Annotated in this window: 16 protein-coding genes and 1 pseudogene; 6 read left to right on the top strand and 11 right to left on the bottom strand. The window is 30.6% G+C overall.

Features of this window, described 5'->3' with window-relative positions:
• Positions 1-104: 104 nt before the first annotated feature.
• Positions 105-1,550 carry a 6-phospho-beta-glucosidase gene (locus tag MHZ36_RS02425; protein ID WP_239229394.1) on the bottom strand — a complete coding sequence of 482 codons (1,446 nt, stop codon included), beginning with the start codon at positions 1,548-1,550 and terminating at the stop codon, positions 105-107.
• 21 nt (positions 1,551-1,571) lie between these two features.
• Positions 1,572-3,464: a beta-glucoside-specific PTS transporter subunit IIABC gene (locus MHZ36_RS02430; protein ID WP_239229396.1), complete on the bottom strand. Its 1,893-nt coding sequence runs from the start codon at positions 3,462-3,464 to the stop codon at positions 1,572-1,574.
• 167 nt (positions 3,465-3,631) lie between these two features.
• On the opposite strand from MHZ36_RS02430, the gene MHZ36_RS02435 reads away from it, so the two are divergent.
• Positions 3,632-4,333 carry a GntR family transcriptional regulator gene (locus tag MHZ36_RS02435; RefSeq protein ID WP_239229397.1) on the top strand — a complete coding sequence of 234 codons (702 nt, stop codon included), beginning with the start codon at positions 3,632-3,634 and terminating at the stop codon, positions 4,331-4,333.
• A gap of 73 nt (positions 4,334-4,406) precedes the next feature.
• On the opposite strand, the gene MHZ36_RS02440 is transcribed toward MHZ36_RS02435, so the two are convergent.
• The gene (locus MHZ36_RS02440; protein WP_239229398.1) at positions 4,407-4,811 is read right to left on the bottom strand and encodes an Rrf2 family transcriptional regulator; all 405 of its coding nucleotides are present in this window, start codon (positions 4,809-4,811) and stop codon (positions 4,407-4,409) included.
• Positions 4,812-5,110: 299 nt separating this feature from the next.
• On the opposite strand from MHZ36_RS02440, the gene MHZ36_RS02445 reads away from it, so the two are divergent.
• Positions 5,111-5,647, top strand: a complete 537-nt coding sequence (locus MHZ36_RS02445) for a GNAT family N-acetyltransferase (RefSeq protein WP_239229399.1) — start codon at positions 5,111-5,113, stop codon at positions 5,645-5,647.
• Positions 5,648-5,878: 231 nt separating this feature from the next.
• A pseudogene (locus tag MHZ36_RS02450) lies at positions 5,879-6,088 on the top strand (MFS transporter); the annotation flags it as partial.
• Between the two features lie 171 nt (positions 6,089-6,259).
• Here MHZ36_RS02450 and MHZ36_RS02455 read toward each other — a convergent pair.
• The 3 genes from MHZ36_RS02455 to MHZ36_RS02465 all read right to left on the bottom strand — a co-directional run bounded on the left by MHZ36_RS02455 (position 6,260) and on the right by MHZ36_RS02465 (position 7,792).
• Positions 6,260-6,694, bottom strand: a complete 435-nt coding sequence (locus MHZ36_RS02455) for an Hsp20/alpha crystallin family protein (RefSeq protein WP_239229400.1) — start codon at positions 6,692-6,694, stop codon at positions 6,260-6,262.
• Between the two features lie 35 nt (positions 6,695-6,729).
• Positions 6,730-7,110, bottom strand: coding sequence for an Hsp20/alpha crystallin family protein (locus tag MHZ36_RS02460; RefSeq protein ID WP_239229401.1), 381 nt, complete (start codon positions 7,108-7,110; stop codon positions 6,730-6,732).
• Between the two features lie 241 nt (positions 7,111-7,351).
• Positions 7,352-7,792: a MarR family winged helix-turn-helix transcriptional regulator gene (locus MHZ36_RS02465; protein ID WP_239229402.1), complete on the bottom strand. Its 441-nt coding sequence runs from the start codon at positions 7,790-7,792 to the stop codon at positions 7,352-7,354.
• 357 nt (positions 7,793-8,149) lie between these two features.
• On the opposite strand from MHZ36_RS02465, the gene MHZ36_RS02470 reads away from it, so the two are divergent.
• Together MHZ36_RS02470 and MHZ36_RS02475 are read left to right on the top strand one after the other, a co-directional pair.
• A complete protein-coding gene (locus tag MHZ36_RS02470) occupies positions 8,150-8,506 on the top strand; it encodes a DUF3139 domain-containing protein (protein ID WP_239229403.1) in 357 nt (118 codons plus the stop codon).
• Between the two features lie 401 nt (positions 8,507-8,907).
• Positions 8,908-10,182 carry a cation:dicarboxylate symporter family transporter gene (locus MHZ36_RS02475; protein WP_239229404.1) on the top strand — a complete coding sequence of 425 codons (1,275 nt, stop codon included), beginning with the start codon at positions 8,908-8,910 and terminating at the stop codon, positions 10,180-10,182.
• Between the two features lie 129 nt (positions 10,183-10,311).
• On the opposite strand, the gene MHZ36_RS02480 is transcribed toward MHZ36_RS02475, so the two are convergent.
• Both MHZ36_RS02480 and rsp read right to left on the bottom strand, forming a co-directional pair.
• Positions 10,312-10,659, bottom strand: a complete 348-nt coding sequence (locus MHZ36_RS02480; protein ID WP_239229406.1) for a DUF4889 domain-containing protein — start codon at positions 10,657-10,659, stop codon at positions 10,312-10,314.
• A gap of 135 nt (positions 10,660-10,794) precedes the next feature.
• Positions 10,795-12,891: an AraC family transcriptional regulator Rsp gene (rsp, locus tag MHZ36_RS02485; protein WP_239229408.1), complete on the bottom strand. Its 2,097-nt coding sequence runs from the start codon at positions 12,889-12,891 to the stop codon at positions 10,795-10,797.
• A gap of 366 nt (positions 12,892-13,257) precedes the next feature.
• Here rsp and MHZ36_RS02490 point away from each other — a divergent pair, with 366 nt between their 5' ends.
• The gene (locus MHZ36_RS02490) at positions 13,258-14,700 is read left to right on the top strand and encodes a sucrose-specific PTS transporter subunit IIBC (RefSeq protein WP_239229410.1); all 1,443 of its coding nucleotides are present in this window, start codon (positions 13,258-13,260) and stop codon (positions 14,698-14,700) included.
• A 114-nt stretch (positions 14,701-14,814) separates the two neighbouring features.
• Here MHZ36_RS02490 and MHZ36_RS02495 read toward each other — a convergent pair whose 3' ends face one another.
• From MHZ36_RS02495 to MHZ36_RS02505, 3 genes are all read right to left on the bottom strand, one after another.
• Positions 14,815-14,979 carry a hypothetical protein gene (locus tag MHZ36_RS02495; RefSeq protein WP_239229412.1) on the bottom strand — a complete coding sequence of 55 codons (165 nt, stop codon included), beginning with the start codon at positions 14,977-14,979 and terminating at the stop codon, positions 14,815-14,817.
• Positions 14,980-15,285: 306 nt separating this feature from the next.
• Entirely contained in the window at positions 15,286-16,224 is a 939-nt protein-coding gene (locus tag MHZ36_RS02500) for a magnesium transporter CorA family protein (RefSeq protein ID WP_239229413.1), read from the bottom strand.
• 76 nt (positions 16,225-16,300) lie between these two features.
• Positions 16,301-16,912 (bottom strand): TetR/AcrR family transcriptional regulator, encoded by a 612-nt coding sequence (locus tag MHZ36_RS02505; RefSeq protein ID WP_239229414.1) that lies wholly within the window; start codon positions 16,910-16,912, stop codon positions 16,301-16,303.
• Positions 16,913-17,014 lie beyond the last annotated feature (102 nt).

The following is a 17,014-nucleotide window of genomic DNA, read 5'->3' on the forward strand; positions in this document are numbered from 1 at the left end:
ATGTAGTTATGTAACGCGCAGTAATGTAACACAAACTGTATATTAGATATTTATATTGATAAAAACAACCCATTCAGTACATACCCTGAATGGGTTGTTTTAAATTATCCGTCTAAATTTTCACCGTTACTTTCAATGACTTTTTTATACCAATCAAATGAGGCTTTCTTTTTACGTTCTAACGTTCCATTACCTGCGTTGTCTCTGTCTACATATATTAAACCGTAACGTTTTTTCATTTCTCCTGTAGTAAAGGAAATAATATCAATAATTCCCCAAGGTGTATAACCCATCAAGTCAACACCATCTTCATCAACTGCTTTTATAGCAGCATCGATATGAGCTTTTAAGTAATCGATACGATAACTATCATGTATTTCACCTTTTTCATCAAATTCATCAATAGCACCGAAACCATTTTCTACGATAAATAGTGGTATTTGATAACGATCATATAAAACATTTAAGGTATAGCGTAATCCTGTTGGATCGATTGCCCATCCCCAATCACTTTGTTGGATATAAGGATTATCGACAGAGTTTGCTAAGCCACCGTTTGTAACATTTTCACCTGTATATGTTTCAGCATCTTGCTTAACAACAGTTGTCATATAATAACTAAAGCCAATGTAGTCTACAGTACCAGCTTTTAATATTTCATCATCTCCTTCTTGCCAACCTATGTCGTATCCTTTTTGTTCGAACATTTTATTAGCATAACCAGGATAATACCCACGTACTTGTACATCAGGGAAGAAATAGCGTAAACGATTTGCTTTTACTGATTCCATCATATCTTCAGGATTGCAAGAATAAGGATAAATTGCTACATGTGAAATCATCAAGCCAATTTCAAAATCAGGATTAATTGATTTACCAATTTTAACAGCTTTTGCACTTGCGATTAATTCATTATGTGCAACTTGATAAAGTACTGCTTCAGGATTTTCATCATCGCCAACTTGCACACCCGAATTCGTCCATAAAAATATAGGATTGTCAGTATCCATTTGGTTGTTTATTTCATTAAAGGTCATCCAATATTTAACTTTATTTTGATAACGTTCAAATACAACTTCAGCAAAGTGTGCAAAAAAATCTGCAACTTTTCTATTTCTAAAACCACCGTATTCTCTAGCTAGGTGTAATGGCATTTCGAAATGGGATAATGTGATAACGGGTTCGATGCCATATTTTAATAATTCATCGAAGATATCATCATAAAATTGCAATCCTTCTTCATTTGGTTTTATTTCATCACCATTTGGAAAGATTCGTGACCAAGCAATAGATGTTCTTAAACATTTCAGGCCCATTTCATTAAATAATGCGATATCTTCTTTATAACGATGATAAAAATCTATGCCAACATGATTTGGATAATACTCGTTTGGATCAACATCTTGTGTGATTTTTCGTGCCTTTCCATGTTCTCCAGCTGTCATGACATCAATAACACTTAACCCTTTGCCACCTTGATCATAACCGCCTTCAAATTGATTCGCAGCAAGTGCGCCACCCCATAGAAAATCTTTAGATAATTTACTCATATTAATCAAACTCCTTTAGTTTTATTTACTAATAACTGTCATTAGTTCGTCATCTACATTTCCGTTATCAGGTATGTTTAATATTATTTCTTCAAATTCAGAAGAATTCGTAATAATAATCGGAATTACAGTATCGTAACCTTGTTGTTCAATGTGTGATTTATCAAAATGTATTAATTCTTGATTAACTTTGATATGATCATTTTCTTTAACATGTAATTCAAAGCCTTCACCGTTCAATTGTACGGTATCCAAGCCTACATGTATCAATAGTTCAACACCATTTGAAGACGTAATGCCAATTGCATGTTTACTTGGCGCAATCATGCTGACGACACCTTCGATAGGAGAGACAATTGTCGTATCACTCGGTTTAATTGCTAAACCTTGTCCCATCATGCCTTGTGCAAAAATAGGGTCGTTAACTTCGGATAATGGAATAGCGTAACCTTGGATTGGTGCATGAATAATTGTTTCTAAGTTGTCATCTCGAATGACAGAATTATTATTTGAGTTAGTCGTTGATGCATCAACATCTTCTGTTGTATCATCTCCATAACCAAATATTTGAATAAGTACAATTGGTAAGATAATCGCAATTGCACTACCAATCAATATCCCCCATATAGATGTAGGATTATCACTACTATAGCCATTGACTACTGTGATAGGACCAGGCAAACCAGCATATGCATAGTATTTTGGATTAAAGAAACTTGCTACAAATGCGCCAATTGCCCCACTAATACAAGCGATAATAAAAGGCTTTTTAAATCGTATATTAACACCATACATAGCTGGTTCCGTAATACCAAAGATTGCTGTGATACCTGCAGAGGATGCAACACGTTTGATTTCTGTGCGTTTCGTTTTGATCAATACACCGATAACTGCTCCGAATTGTGAGATGACGGCAATTGTTTGAAATGCCTGGAAAGCATCACTTTTATGCTGTTCAAAATTGGCCAATATAACTGGTGTAATTCCCCAATGAACTCCGAATATTACAAATACTTGCCAAAAGCCACCAATTAAAGCACCTGCTAACCATGGTGCAACAGCAACAAGATAATTAAAGCCTCCTGCAATTCCATGAGCGGCTAATGTTGAGATAGGACCTATGATTAAAAGAGTTAGTGGCACCATGATAACAATACTAAAAAATGGAGTGAATAAAGGTTTAACTACATCATGAATCCATTTATTCAAATACTTTTCTACGTAAGAAAGGATCCACACCAATAATAGAGGTGGGAGGACTGATGACGTATAACTAGTTTCTGTCAAAGGAATACCAAATAAACTTACGCTTTCACCATGTTGTATTTTGCTGACAATACCGGTTAAGTCAGGGCTAACAAGTGCTGCAGCACAGGCTACTGCGATATACATATTTACATTAAAATGTCTTGAAGCGGTTATTGCGATAAAGATGGGTAAGAAAGTAAAGGGTGCCCAGGATATAAAATTGAATACTTCATATGTTCCAGTCTGTTTAAATGCGGGCGCTATAAGATTTATAACGATGAGCAAACCTTGGAGGATTCCGGCAGCAGCCAATATATAGATGAAAGGTGCAAATACTGCTGACATCGTTGCTACAATTCGGTTAACGATGGTGCCTTTATTTTCCTGTTCAGAGTTTGAATTTTCACTTGAAGTATCTCCCAACAATGCTTCAAATGATTTATAGACCTCACCGACATTATTCCCAATAACGACTTGGAATTGACCATTATTTTCTACAACGGTAACGACGCCGTCTATGTCGGAAACTTTTTTGTGGGCATCAGGTATAGATCGTTTTAGTACTAAACGCAATCTCGTTGCACAGTGTGTACTGTTGACAAGGTTTTCTTCACCACCAACAGCGTCTAGCACTTGCTGAGCTAATAATTGGTTTTTATCTGCCATTCTAAACAACTCCTTTTTCTAAAAATTCATCACATAATATGTAAGCGATTTATTTCATTATAATTATACCGGTATAATTTGTAAAGACCCTAACAAAATAATTGTATATATGTTAAAATATAGTTCATGTTATAATAATTTGAATTAATCGTAAGAGGGGTAGGCCAATGCTCAAATATGAACAAATTGCATTACAAATTAATACATTTATCAGTGAAGGTCATTTTCAAGCTGGAGATAAATTACCTAGTGTAGAAGCTTTAAAAGAAAAATATAATGTAAGTAAAAGTACAATCATTAAGGCGCTAGAAGCTTTAGAGAAAAAAGGAAGTATATATTTAGCACGTGGAAGTGGGATATATGTTCGTAATCAAAAAAGAGATGGCTATTTGAATTTATTTTCATCAAGTGGATTTAGCGATGAAATTGTTGGACATTCTGTAACGAATCATGTGATTAGAGTAGATGAAGTACCAGCTCCAGAGGAAGTGCGTCAGAAATTAAAGCTTAATGAAGGTACTGAGGTTTATGTTCTAGAACGAATTGTTCATATAGATGGTAACGTATTATGTTATGAAAAATCGTATTTCAATAAGGACATTGTATTATATCTTGATACTTCTATTGCTGAAGGTTCTATTTTCAGATACTTAGAAAAAAATTTGAAAGTTAAAATTGGGTTTTCGGATATTTATTTCACAGTAGATAAATTAGATATCGATGAAGCTTCATTGCTTAATCTATCAGCATCAGATCCATGTTTGAGATATGAACAAATTTTTTACACAACTACTGGTATTCCTTTTGATTGTTCTCAATTGTTATACCATTATGAAAATGCTCATTTTTATATACCTTCACAAAAATAAAAAGCTAGACTATGGATACTAACTGTTTTAGTGTTAGGTATCCATAGTCTAGCTTTTTTAGTTAAACCTTATGTTAATCAAATCGATTAATGACGTCTTGTACGGAGTAATCATTCAATTTATTTAGTATTGCTTGATCTACTTCACTATAAATAGAATCTAATGCATTGCTGATGTTTTTTCCGACATAACAATCAGGATTTGTGTTGCCATGAATTTTTGCAAAGTGTGTTTCAGAGTCAAAAATAACTTGAAATACTTTACCTAATAATATAGAAGTTGCAGCTTTTTTAAGGCTATATCCTGAAACGCCTTGACTACTATCAATTAGATTACCGTCTTTTAAGTAGCGACAGATTTTCCTAACAAGTGTAGCATTGCTATTTATGCTAGATGCAATATATTGACTTGATACAGGTTCTTTTTCAGTAGCTAACAATGTGAGAATGTGAATGGCGACAGAAAATTGAGTGTTCATGTTGTGCCTCCTTTGCAGTTAACTTGTGCTATAAATTAATACAGGTTGATTTTACGTTATTTACTTATGATGTGCAATGAAAGAAGCAATAGAATAATTAGTTAGAACAGAAAACATACTGATTGTTATAGAAATATTGAGAATATTTTTCTTTTGGTAATTTATTACTTCATTTTGAAACATTTCAATTGACTACCATTAACAGAAACAATATTGTATTCATATGATTCAATAGAAGTTATTTACATTGCATATTATAACTTGTATCGATAAATATATTAGCATAAGGAAGTGACAACATGTCTGAATATAATATCCGTGTGGCAAACCAAGGTGACGCTGAGGAAATTCAAAGACTTATGTATGAAGCATTTACACCTTTAAGAGAGTTGGGAATTGATTGGCCATCTGTTAATGCTGACGTTGATTTAGTAACACAAAATATTGTGAAAAGTACTACTTTTGTCTTGGAAAATGAAACTGAAATCATATCTACGATTACTGTTCGTTATCCTTGGGAAGGAAAACGTCGTATTTCTGGATATCCATTTGTATGGTGGTTTGCTACAAAACCAAGTTATGATGGCCATGGTTTAGGTAGTAAATTGTTAAAATATGTTGAAGAAACATATTTAAGAGATACATTAAAGGCACCAGCGGTAACACTAGGAACCTCAGCGAGGAAACATCCATGGCTATTAGATATATACAAAAAGCGTGGTTATGAAGTATATGCAAAACATGAAAGTGAAGATGGTGATTTAGGCGTTATCATGAGAAAGGTATTGATACCTGAACGCTTTGATGAAGATGTATTAGGATTACCGCCATTTTAATAAATTACAGGGAATCCCTTTAAAAGTAATCTAAGGGGATTCCCTATTTTTATAGTAAATTGTGAAAATTATCACAAAATAAATCGAAATTGTATTACAATGCAAGTGTATGGAGGAGGGCTGGATGTGACTGTAAATATTCTTGTGTTACATGGCATGAATCGTCCAGGTGTTAATGAAGTTGTGAATGAAAACTTTGGACAATTATTTAACGATGCTCAATTAACTTATTATTTGGCTAAAGAGTCCGGTGCAGCAAACGGTATTGTTTCTATGATGGGCGGATTAGGTGGTTTCTTTCCACCAATCGTCATAGCATACATTACTGGATTAACTGATACGAGCCATTTAGCATTTGTATTTTTAGCACTATTTGGTGTTATTGCAATTATAACGATGTATCATATTGTAAAACGTGATAATTTAAGTTTAAAACAATAAATATAAATAAAGCGTCCACAGTGCAATAACACTGCGGACGCTTTTGATATATATTAAAATCACTGTTTATAGTGATGTGGAACATCAAGAAAATATAAATGAATGTGTTTTTGTTTCACACCATTTCGGTATACATATGGTGTTACTTATCAAATAATTTAAAAATTAACTTTAATTCACTTCTATACGTGTTGCTTTATTCTCTTGGTCAGGCAATTTTGGTAATGTTACGCGTAAGATACCATTGTCGTGCGCAGCGCTAATTTTTTGTTCATCAACATTATCAAATGTAAATTGTCGTTTTAAGTCGCTATAACTACGTTCTTGATGAATTATTTTGCCAGCTGAATCTTCTTCATTATTTAATTGAGTTTGCTTTGCCTCAATAGTTAAAACATTCTTATCAAATGCTAAACTTATATTTTCCTTTTTGATACCCGGTAGTTCTGCTTCAATTAGATAATAATCTTCAAGTTCTGATACATCAGATTTGATTTGTGTGTTATTTGGGAATTGATCAAATATTTGCTTTCCAAAATCTTTAAATAAGTCACTAGGATTTACGTCAAAAATAGAATTGTTAAATGGTTTCTTTTCAAAAGCCATAATCAATCACTCCTTAATTAGTATATTATTCTGTATTAATCAATAGAAATTTTTGTTTTACTTTGTTTCATTGGTAAATTAACTATGAGCATACCATTTTCCATTGTTGCATTAATATTTGCAGTATCAATGTGTTTGAATATAAATTGTCTACTTTGCTTTTTAGCATTTCTTTCACGAATCAAATAATGTTGTTCATCATTAGTATTTTCCTTATCAGAATGCTCTGCAGAGATAGTTAAAATATTGTTGTCGTATTCAATATTAATATCTTCTTTATTAAAGCCAGGAAGTTCTGCAGTAATCGTGTAGTTATTATTTTGTTGATAAACATTTACTTTGAAACTTGGATTTCCGAGAAGCATACTATCAATCATATCAATTGGTAAATTGCGAGTTTGTCTATATTGAATCATCTATAAAACACCTCTCCTTTAACTTTGTGATTTCATTATAAAACTATAGTCAAAGAAAGTCAAAGTCAAAGACTTGGTATTGATAAATTTTATGATTTAATAATGTGTGGTAGTTAGCGTAGTAGATATTTAAGATATTAAAATGTGTATTTTCATAAATAATAAAAAAGAGGCAACCAAAAGATTTAGAATGTCAACGTCATTGTAACTTCTCACTTTTAATTTACCTCATAAGTATATATTAAATTTCTTTTGTAAAATGTTTATTTACAAATTTTTGTAATGTTTCTTTTAATTCAATTGCTTCTTCTTTTTCCATATCAAATTCGCTAAATACTTTTTTTGATATGCCTAATAACGGTTCTTTAACATTAACACCTTTGTCAGTTAGTTCAATTTGTAAATTACGCTCATCATCAATTTCACGTGTTCGTGTCACATAACCTTTTTTCTCAAGTTTTTTTAATAAAGGTGTTAGTGTACCTGAATCTAAGAATACACGTTCTCCAAGCGTTTTAATATTAATTTTATCGTCTAATTCAATTGCGAGTAAGACAATATAACCAGTATAAGTTAAATCGAACTCTTTTAAATATGAAGTATACTTTTTAATAATTTCCTTTGAAGAAACATAGAATAGAAAACAAAGTTGTCTTTCTAGATTACTATCTTTTTCCTCCATTTAATCACCCCTTTTGAATGTTAACCTTATTATGAAGTATGTGCTCTGTCAAGGAATGGTTGCGCCCACTTAGAACTGTTATATATATAGTTTTAATAAACCTTATTTCTACAAAAGTATTAGTGTTACGTATACTTAATTAATCATTATTAAATAGCTTGTTTCCTGTTGTGGTTTTTTTAAAAAGAATAAATATAAGAATATTTTGTTACAAAAATAACTTATGTCTTTATAATTACATAGTTATAAGTCATACTAATATCATTACATATAATTAAATTTTAAATTCATATAAAGGTTAGATTTGAAAATCGCTTTTGAGAATTAATTTGTTTGAAATAGAGGAGAATTATAAATATGAAGACATTTTTAAAAATATTTGGGCTACTCGTGCTGTCATTAATTATTGCAGTCGTGTTTTTCTTTTGTCTAAGAACGTATCAAGGACATAAAAACTTAGAACTTGTAGACAATTATTTGAAAGAAGAGAATTTAACTCAGAAAGTTCAGTCAGAAAAAACATTATATAGTGCTAAAAAAGGATTATATTATAAAGAAGTTAAGTTTAAAGACGATAAGGATTTAACTTATGTTGTTCAACCAATAGCCACATATAAAGGCATAGTAGTTCAGGCATTTGACTCAGAAACAAAAGAGAATATCAAACATGCTAAGTACAACAAGTTTGAGAAAGATTATAAGCCTAAAGATTAATGAGATAATAGTAATTTAGATTGTGCTCAGTATTAGTCACATAAATAAAATATGAGTATGTTTAAAATATAAAAGAGCGTGCGTATCTATTCTTTGGATACGCACGCTCTTTTATTAGTAGTAATAATGTAAGCGATAACAATGACGATGTTACATAAATATAGATATTTATGAAAATGATGAGATATTATGTATAGAAACTCTAATTAATGTGATTAAAAGGAGTGAGTTAACTTTTATATCAATGGAAGATGATAATATGATGTATGTTACTTATTTAATCAAAGTAGGTGTGATAAGTGTTATTTAGGGTTCTTTTGTACTTTATAGCGTAAAAATTTTATATCTAATTTATATTTATTTTGCTATAATTATTCTGTCAGAAGAAGGGGAGAAACATCATGGCAATTTTTAAAAAAATAAGTTTACCAATGCAAGTTGTTATTGCACTGGTATTAGGTGTAATTGTTGGACTATTGCTATACGGACATGAAGAACTCGTCAACTATATTAAACCGTTTGGCGACATCTTCTTAAATCTAATTAAGATGATTGTAATACCTGTTGTGTTCTGTTCATTAGCTTTATCTATTTCTAATGTAGGTGAATCTAAAACAGTTGGACGATATGGTGTAAAGACAATCGTTTATTTTGAAATTATAACTACTGTAGCTATTGGGTTAGGTATTATTTTTGCAAATATATTTAAACCGGGAATAGGACTGGATCCTGATAAGCTGCCAAAAGGTGACATATCAACTTACGAATCGTCAGCAAAGGCTGCCGAACATTCTACATATGGAAATCATTTTATTGATACTATTGTAAATATTGTACCGACAAACTTTTTTGAAGCATTAAATAAAGGGGATTTGTTACCAATCATTTTCTTTGCCGTTTTCTTTGGTATTGGTCTGTCGGTTATTGGAGACAAAGGAAAACCAGTTAAAGATGTATTAAGTGGTACATTAGATGCTGTGTTTTGGATGATTAATAAAATATTAAAACTTGCGCCATTAGGAGTTTTTGCTTTTATTTGTACGACAATTATGACGTTTGGAGCAGCGGCATTACTTCCATTACTTAAATTATTATTAGTTGTAATAGGCGCGATGGTCTTTTTTGTAGTCGTCGTATTAGGAATTGTAGCTAAAATGTGTGGCGTTAATATCTTTTCTATTATGAAAATATTGAAAAATGAATTGATATTAGCATTTTCAACATCTAGTTCCGAGTCTGTATTACCAATTATTATGCAAAAAATGGAAAGATTTGGCTCGCCAAAGGACGTGACATCATTTGTAGTACCAATAGGTTATACGTTTAATTTAGATGGATCGGCTTTATATCAGTCTATTGCAGCGTTATTTGTTGCTCAGATGTATGGTATAGATATGTCTATTGGTCAACAAATAATGTTGATGGTTACATTAATGGTTGCTTCCAAAGGCATGGCAGGAGTTCCGGGTGTATCGATAGTTGTATTAATTACAACACTTACTTCTATGGGATTGCCAGCTGAAGGTTTAGCATTAATCATTGGTATTGATCGATTGTTGGATATGGTTCGAACATGCGTGAATGTTATGGGGAATGCTTTATCTACAATTGTTATAGCGAAATGGGAAAATGTTTATGATAAAGAAAAGGGTAAAGCATATTTAAAATCAATATAAATAATTTATTTCTGACAAAAATTTAAGACTAGGACATCTTTGCTAGTTAAAAAAGAGCCGATTGAAATCACAAATTTCAATCGGCTCTTTTTAGTGATATAGGACATGTTTATGAATAATGTATATTCATTACATGCCTTTCATGCCACCCATATCATGAATTTTCATCATAAGACCATGTGGAACATCATCATGTTTTACTACCTTCATATTACTAAATGATTCATCGCCTTCGGATTTTACTAATTTTACGAAATCACCATGCTTAGGTGAGAAACCTGATTCTGCAGGCAATTTAACATTTTTTTCGACTTCATGGTCTTTTTCACTAATAACTTTTTCAGCAGTTGTACTATTTTTCATGTAACCATAATAAATTTCTTTTTGACCACTAGACATCATCATAATTACAAGTACAACGGCAACGATCACCATGATAGCACTTAGAATAATTGCAAACCCTTTTTTATTTTTCAAGATAAGATACTCCTTTTTATTGGTTTCTTCTCTTCCTTCTCTCAGTTATATCTAAAATAGATAATGAATGCAATGAATACTAGATAAAAGTACTCATTTCTTCACAAAGTTACAAAGATATTTAAGTATATACACTTAAATTATTGATAGACGTATATACTTTACTTCATTATTGTGTAATTCAAAAATGATTTGTTGGTTTTTTGTCTCCAATTGTCTAATTTCAGATTTTGGATAACTTGATTGACCGATATAATATAATAATTTTTTATCAAGACCAATTGAATTGCATGATGGTGGCAATGCATAATCGATATAGCCATGATGACGATTCAATGTTTGAATAAATAAGACGTTTGATGTTGTTAAATCAGAACATAAAAAATTAAATTTTTTAGATGACTGTGGTGATATCGTATGTTCAGTACAATTAAATAATAGAATGTGTATATAATATTTGTCTTTAGCAATGAATAAATTTTCATCCATTGCTAATGGTCTATTTATAAAAGGCTTTAAAAATTGATATAAGTACATGAGTGGTTCATACATATAATGACTGTTCATGATAGAAAGATCACTGATATTTGTTTTTATTAGTTTATAACCAACTCCTGCACCTTGTTGAATAATTATCAACATATGACACATTAAATCAGATAAGGATAATGGTTGTTGTTCGTCATAGAGTTTAAAGCAATGTTTACTTACATGAGCGTAAACAAATTTCGTTTTAGATATGTTTGTAAGACTGATAATTTTATTGAAATAGTCCAAATAGCTCATAGAACGGTCAAAGTAGGAAGAATATTTATTTAAACAAGCTCTTGTTTGTGAAGATTCTATATCAATAAAATAATAATCAAAGTGATATTTGGATAAATATTCAAAAGCTTTGTTAACTGATTTTATTTGCTTAACAGTACCCTCTATTGAAATGGCTAATTTTACCTTTATATTCAAATTTTGAGATTTTAAATATATATCATTAATATCCTTTAAATAAAGGAAGTCTGTGTCGAATAGTAATAAAAAATAATGCATATATTTTTGAAGGTAATATTTGGGTTTCGTATTCAATAATTGAATAATCATATTTTCAATCGTTCTATATTCATCTTTTGATTTAATACGGAGTCCTAAGCGTACATTTTGAGAAAATAAGCCATCAATAAAATCGATAATGGCAAGTAAGTTTAATTTTTCTAGGTTAAAACAGCCTATATTATTAATGAGTAAATAAACATCGGCAATGTCGTTAAATGCAAGTTTTGAAATTAAATTAGACTGCATTATTTCAATCAAATCATCAGTATGGATAAATATGACCGGGGACTTAGTTGTATTATTATAATTTAAATGATTTAAATCAATGTTATGCAATGGATAATCATCCAATGATTGAGAAGAAAAACTATCAATATATGTTGAAATGTTCATATTATCAGGGCTTAATAAATTAATTGAAGTTTGTGACGTTGATAAAAATTTTTTCCTAAAAACATTTGGCGTTTCATTTAACAAAGATTTAAATTGTTGAGTGTAACTTGAGTAATGCTTAAATCCTAATGCTTCAGCGATGATTTGAATAGGATTATCGCTTTGAAGTAATGGGTTAAATGATAAAGCAATTTTTAAACTAGTTACATAAGCTTTGAAAGTTAATCCTAAGTGTTGTTTGAATAATATTGATATGTACGGAGCAGTAACAAAAAAGCGATCTGAAATTTCTTTCGAACTAACCGATTTTACTGCGTGATTATGTATAAAATCAATGATCTTGTTCAATAAAGAATTTTCAGTAATGACAGAAGGTAGGTAGTGTTGATGCAATTTAACTCTAGTTTCTTCAATCAATATTTTAATCACTTCTAATAATGAATTACTAGTAACATGTTCATTTTTATTTAATTTTTCGATGATGCAAAAAATATAGTGTTTTATGTAATTTTCTGATTTTAGTAGTTTGAAATTAAAATAGTAATTAAAAAACGTATCATCAATAACATTGAATAATTGAAGAGGGATATTTACCTCAACAAGATGTTCTGCATGTATGATTTCATATAAATCGTTATGATTAATAATTACCAATGTTTGATTGAATGCGATGTTTTTTCCATTTAGTTTGATTTGAAGCTGATGATTTAATGAAAATAATAGCTTTATTTTTCCGATACAACGCCTAGAGCAAGTTGTTAGATAATTATGTATATAAATCGTACTATTCATAATACTGCAACTCCTGAATAAATGTATTGTATAACGCTTAATAGTTTATATTATATAACAAAATTTATAGATTTTAAGGTAATTAATTATAATTTTCTAACAAAATCGTGAAGTTAAAATAATCTAATTAAAAATTTTTAATGGTTGAGTTAAAAAATCAATATGCAATGAGTAGGTTACGTATCAGAAAGTAATATTATTTATTATATATAATAAAAGCTATTTGAATATGTGTGTACGATATTAAAAATTTAATTGTTGTCACAAAAACGTTGCAAAAAGCTATTGCGTTCTTTACTGAAACCGATTACAATAAAAGCATCACAAGAAATTGGAACCGGTTCTATTTTATGAGGAGGCTTATTAATGAGCTATAAGAAATCTGCTGAAGAGATTTTGACAGCTATAGGTGGAGAAGAAAATATAGATGCGATGGCGCACTGTGCAACGCGCTTGCGACTCGTATTGAAAGATGAAGGTAAGGTTGATGAAAAGCAATTATCTGAAATGGATGTTGTTAAGGGAACATTTTCAACTGGTGGACAATATCAAATTATTATTGGTTCAGGAACAGTGAATAAAGTTTTTGCAGAATTAGAAAATTTAACTGGGAAAGAGGCTTCTACAACTGCGGAAGTGAAATCAGAAGGAAGTAAGAATGCAAATCCATTCCAAAGATTTGTGAAAATGTTATCTGATATATTTGTTCCAATTATTCCTGCTATTGTTGCGGGTGGTCTGTTGATGGGGATCAATAATATCTTAACAGCACCAGGCATTTTTTATGATCATCAATCATTGATAGATGTACATAATCAATATAAAGGCTTGGCAGATATGATTAATATCTTCGCTAACGCACCATTTACTTTACTACCAATACTTATTGGATTTAGTGCAGCAAAACGATTTGGAGGTAACGCGTTTCTTGGTGCTGCATTAGGAATGATATTAGTGCATCCAGATTTGATGAACGCTTACGATTATCCAAAAGCTTTAGAACAAGGTAAGACAATTCCACATTGGAATATTTTTGGCTTCGAAGTTAAGCAAGTTGGCTATCAAGGTCAAGTTTTACCAATGTTAGTTGCAACTTATATTTTATCGAAAATTGAAAAAGGTCTTAGAAAAATTGTACCTACAGTACTTGATAATTTATTAACCCCATTATTATCTATATTAGTTACGGCATTTTTAACATTTTCATTTGTAGGTCCAATCACACGAACATTAGGTTACTGGTTATCAGATGGTTTAACTTGGTTATATGAATTTGGGGGAGCAATCGGTGGTTTGATTTTTGGTTTGCTCTATGCGCCAATTGTAATCACTGGTATGCATCATAGTTTTATTGCGATTGAAACACAACTTATCGCTGATAGTGCAAAAACAGGTGGATCTTTTATCTTCCCTATAGCAACGATGTCTAATATTTCACAAGGTGCGGCAGCATTAGCAGCATTCTTTATTGTTAAAGAGAATAAAAAGTTAAAAGGTGTAGCATCAGCTGCTGGTATTTCTTCTTTATTAGGTATAACTGAACCAGCGATGTTTGGTGTTAACCTTAAATTGAAATATCCATTTATTGGTGCTATCGTAGGTTCTGGAATTGGTTCAGCTTATATCGCACTATTTAAAGTAAAAGCAATTGCATTAGGTACTGCGGGTATTCCAGGATTTATCTCGATTAGTGGTCAACATCATGGTTGGTTACATTATGGAATCGCAATGATTATTACGTTTGTTATCGCATTCGTATTAACATTCATACTTTCAAAGAGAAATGCTTGTAAAAATACACCTAAATAGGTTAGATATATAAGAAAAAAGTTCTTATTAAAATACAACAAATAAATCGAGTCGGCGATTTAAATATCGCTGACTAAAGTATAAACGTTAATTTCTATTTATATAATATAGAAGTTAACGTTTTCTTTTTAGGTTGATATGAAGTTTTGCCATCATGATATTAGCAGTTTTTATAGTTTCAATGTTCTCATTTGAAAATTCTGTTATATCACTATTAGGAATTAAAGTAGAAATATGCGTAGATAGTGCAATTTGAGTAGGTTTATAAACTATATGCATAAAGCATCTCGTTAATTTAGTAGAGTTTATTAAATTATTAATAACGGCTTTATTTTTTAATACTTCAGTGTGAAAATACGTATTTATACAACGAGTTTAAGCGAGACTTTTGAGGTAACAGGACAAGCTGAAGACCACAGGATGAAGCTGTCCCTATGAAAGAGAGCGAACAATATGAAGTATTGAATAAAAAAAGAAGCACTCAGATAAATTGAATTAATTTATATGAGTGCTTCTTTTCTGGGATTTACACCCAAGACTCATTTTAATATAGTGCGTATCGAATTAAATGCTTGCATTGTAAGACTAAAGTTTTTGTTTTCTCCATAAAAAAGCACCTACACAAGAAACGAAAATTAAGGAAATACCAATAATAACAAGCCATGAGATATAACTATGCTCGTTTAATGGTAAAGGAACATTCATACCAAAGAAACTAAAGACAAGTGTTGGTAATGTTAAGAACACTGTAAATAAAGTTAATGTTTTCATCGTATTATTCATTTCATTCGATAATAGAGACGCATAAGAGGTAGTGATACTTTCCAAGATATCTGTATATAACTCTGTCGTTTCGATTGCTTGGTTATTTTCAATTACTAAATCTTCTAAAAGATCTTCATCCTCATCAAATCGTTTAATGGCTGGTAATCTAAAAAGTTTTTTAATGATACTATCATTTCCTTTTAATGCAGCTAAGAAATAAACTAAACTTTTTTCTACTTCCATCAAATTATAAAGTTGCTTATTAGTGACATTATTCTTTAGCTCGCGCTCTATTCTAAGTCGCGTCTTATTTAAAAGTCTAAGATTTCTATTATAATGATTTGCAATCGTTAATAGTATGTTGAGTGCAAAACGGCTATGGAAATTAAGATTTATATTATGTCGCTTGAAATTTTCAAGGAATTCATTTTCAACATTACACACGGTCATAATCTTCTTATTACCTATAATGATACCTAATGGAATCGTAATAAATGATAGTACTTTTAAATTTGTATCATTAACGATAGGAATATCGATAATAATTAAAGAATATCTTGATTCCTCATCATATTCTACACGAGCACTTTCTTCTAAATCTAAAGGATCTCGTAAAAAATCTTCAGGTATATCATATAATTGCATTAAAGTCTCTATTTCATCTCTTGATGGGTCAACAATGTTAATCCAAGACGTGTTATGATCTAGAGAAGTTTCAATTATCTCTTTGGTTACTGCGTGTTTGTATGCTGTAATCATAATTCAAGTATATCCTTTCTAATAAAATACTTTTTAATATTATCGGACAAATAAATAGATTACAAGTTAAATTTAGCTATTCTACAATTTTTTGTTCTTTTGCCATCAACCTTAAAGGACCATTAAATATGATTTTGAAAAGGTGATTGACTAATTCGGTTGGTGGCATACGGTTATCATCTTTAACCCAATGCTTTATAAACGCAAACATTGCACCTGATGTGTAGCTGAAAAAGTAATCTATTGGAACGTCAGCAATTTTGTTATCTATAGAAGAGAATTTTTTCATATTGCCATACATTAAATTTGCTATTTTTTCTTCGAGTTGACTTTTTCTATCGAGGTTGAATATCGCTTTATAAAATTCAATATGGTTATATATATAATTGACTACTTTGAATAAAATTTGTTCAGTAAATACTTTGGCAAAAACATCAGGTGGTAAGTTGCTATTGATATACTGATCAAGGTTTACTTCATTAGTTAAATCGAAAGTGTACTCATCTTCTAAACTCGAAAGCAGTAGATATTTATCTTCATAATGTAAATAAAATGTACCTCTATTAATATCTGCACATTGTGTGATGTCTCGGATGGTAATTTTTTCTAATTCCTTTTCAGTGAGTAATTGAATAAATGCAGATTTTATTGCAGCTTTTGTTTTTCTAACGCGTCTATCATTTTCCATAAAAAACCTCCAAGTAAATAGACAATTTTGAACACTTTGTTGATAAATGAACAATACGATGTATATTGCATATTGTTTATTCGTTTAACGTCATTATAATAA

The organism is Staphylococcus sp. ACRSN, assembly GCF_022346615.1.
In the GTDB taxonomy this organism is placed as follows: Bacteria; Bacillota; Bacilli; order Staphylococcales; family Staphylococcaceae; genus Staphylococcus.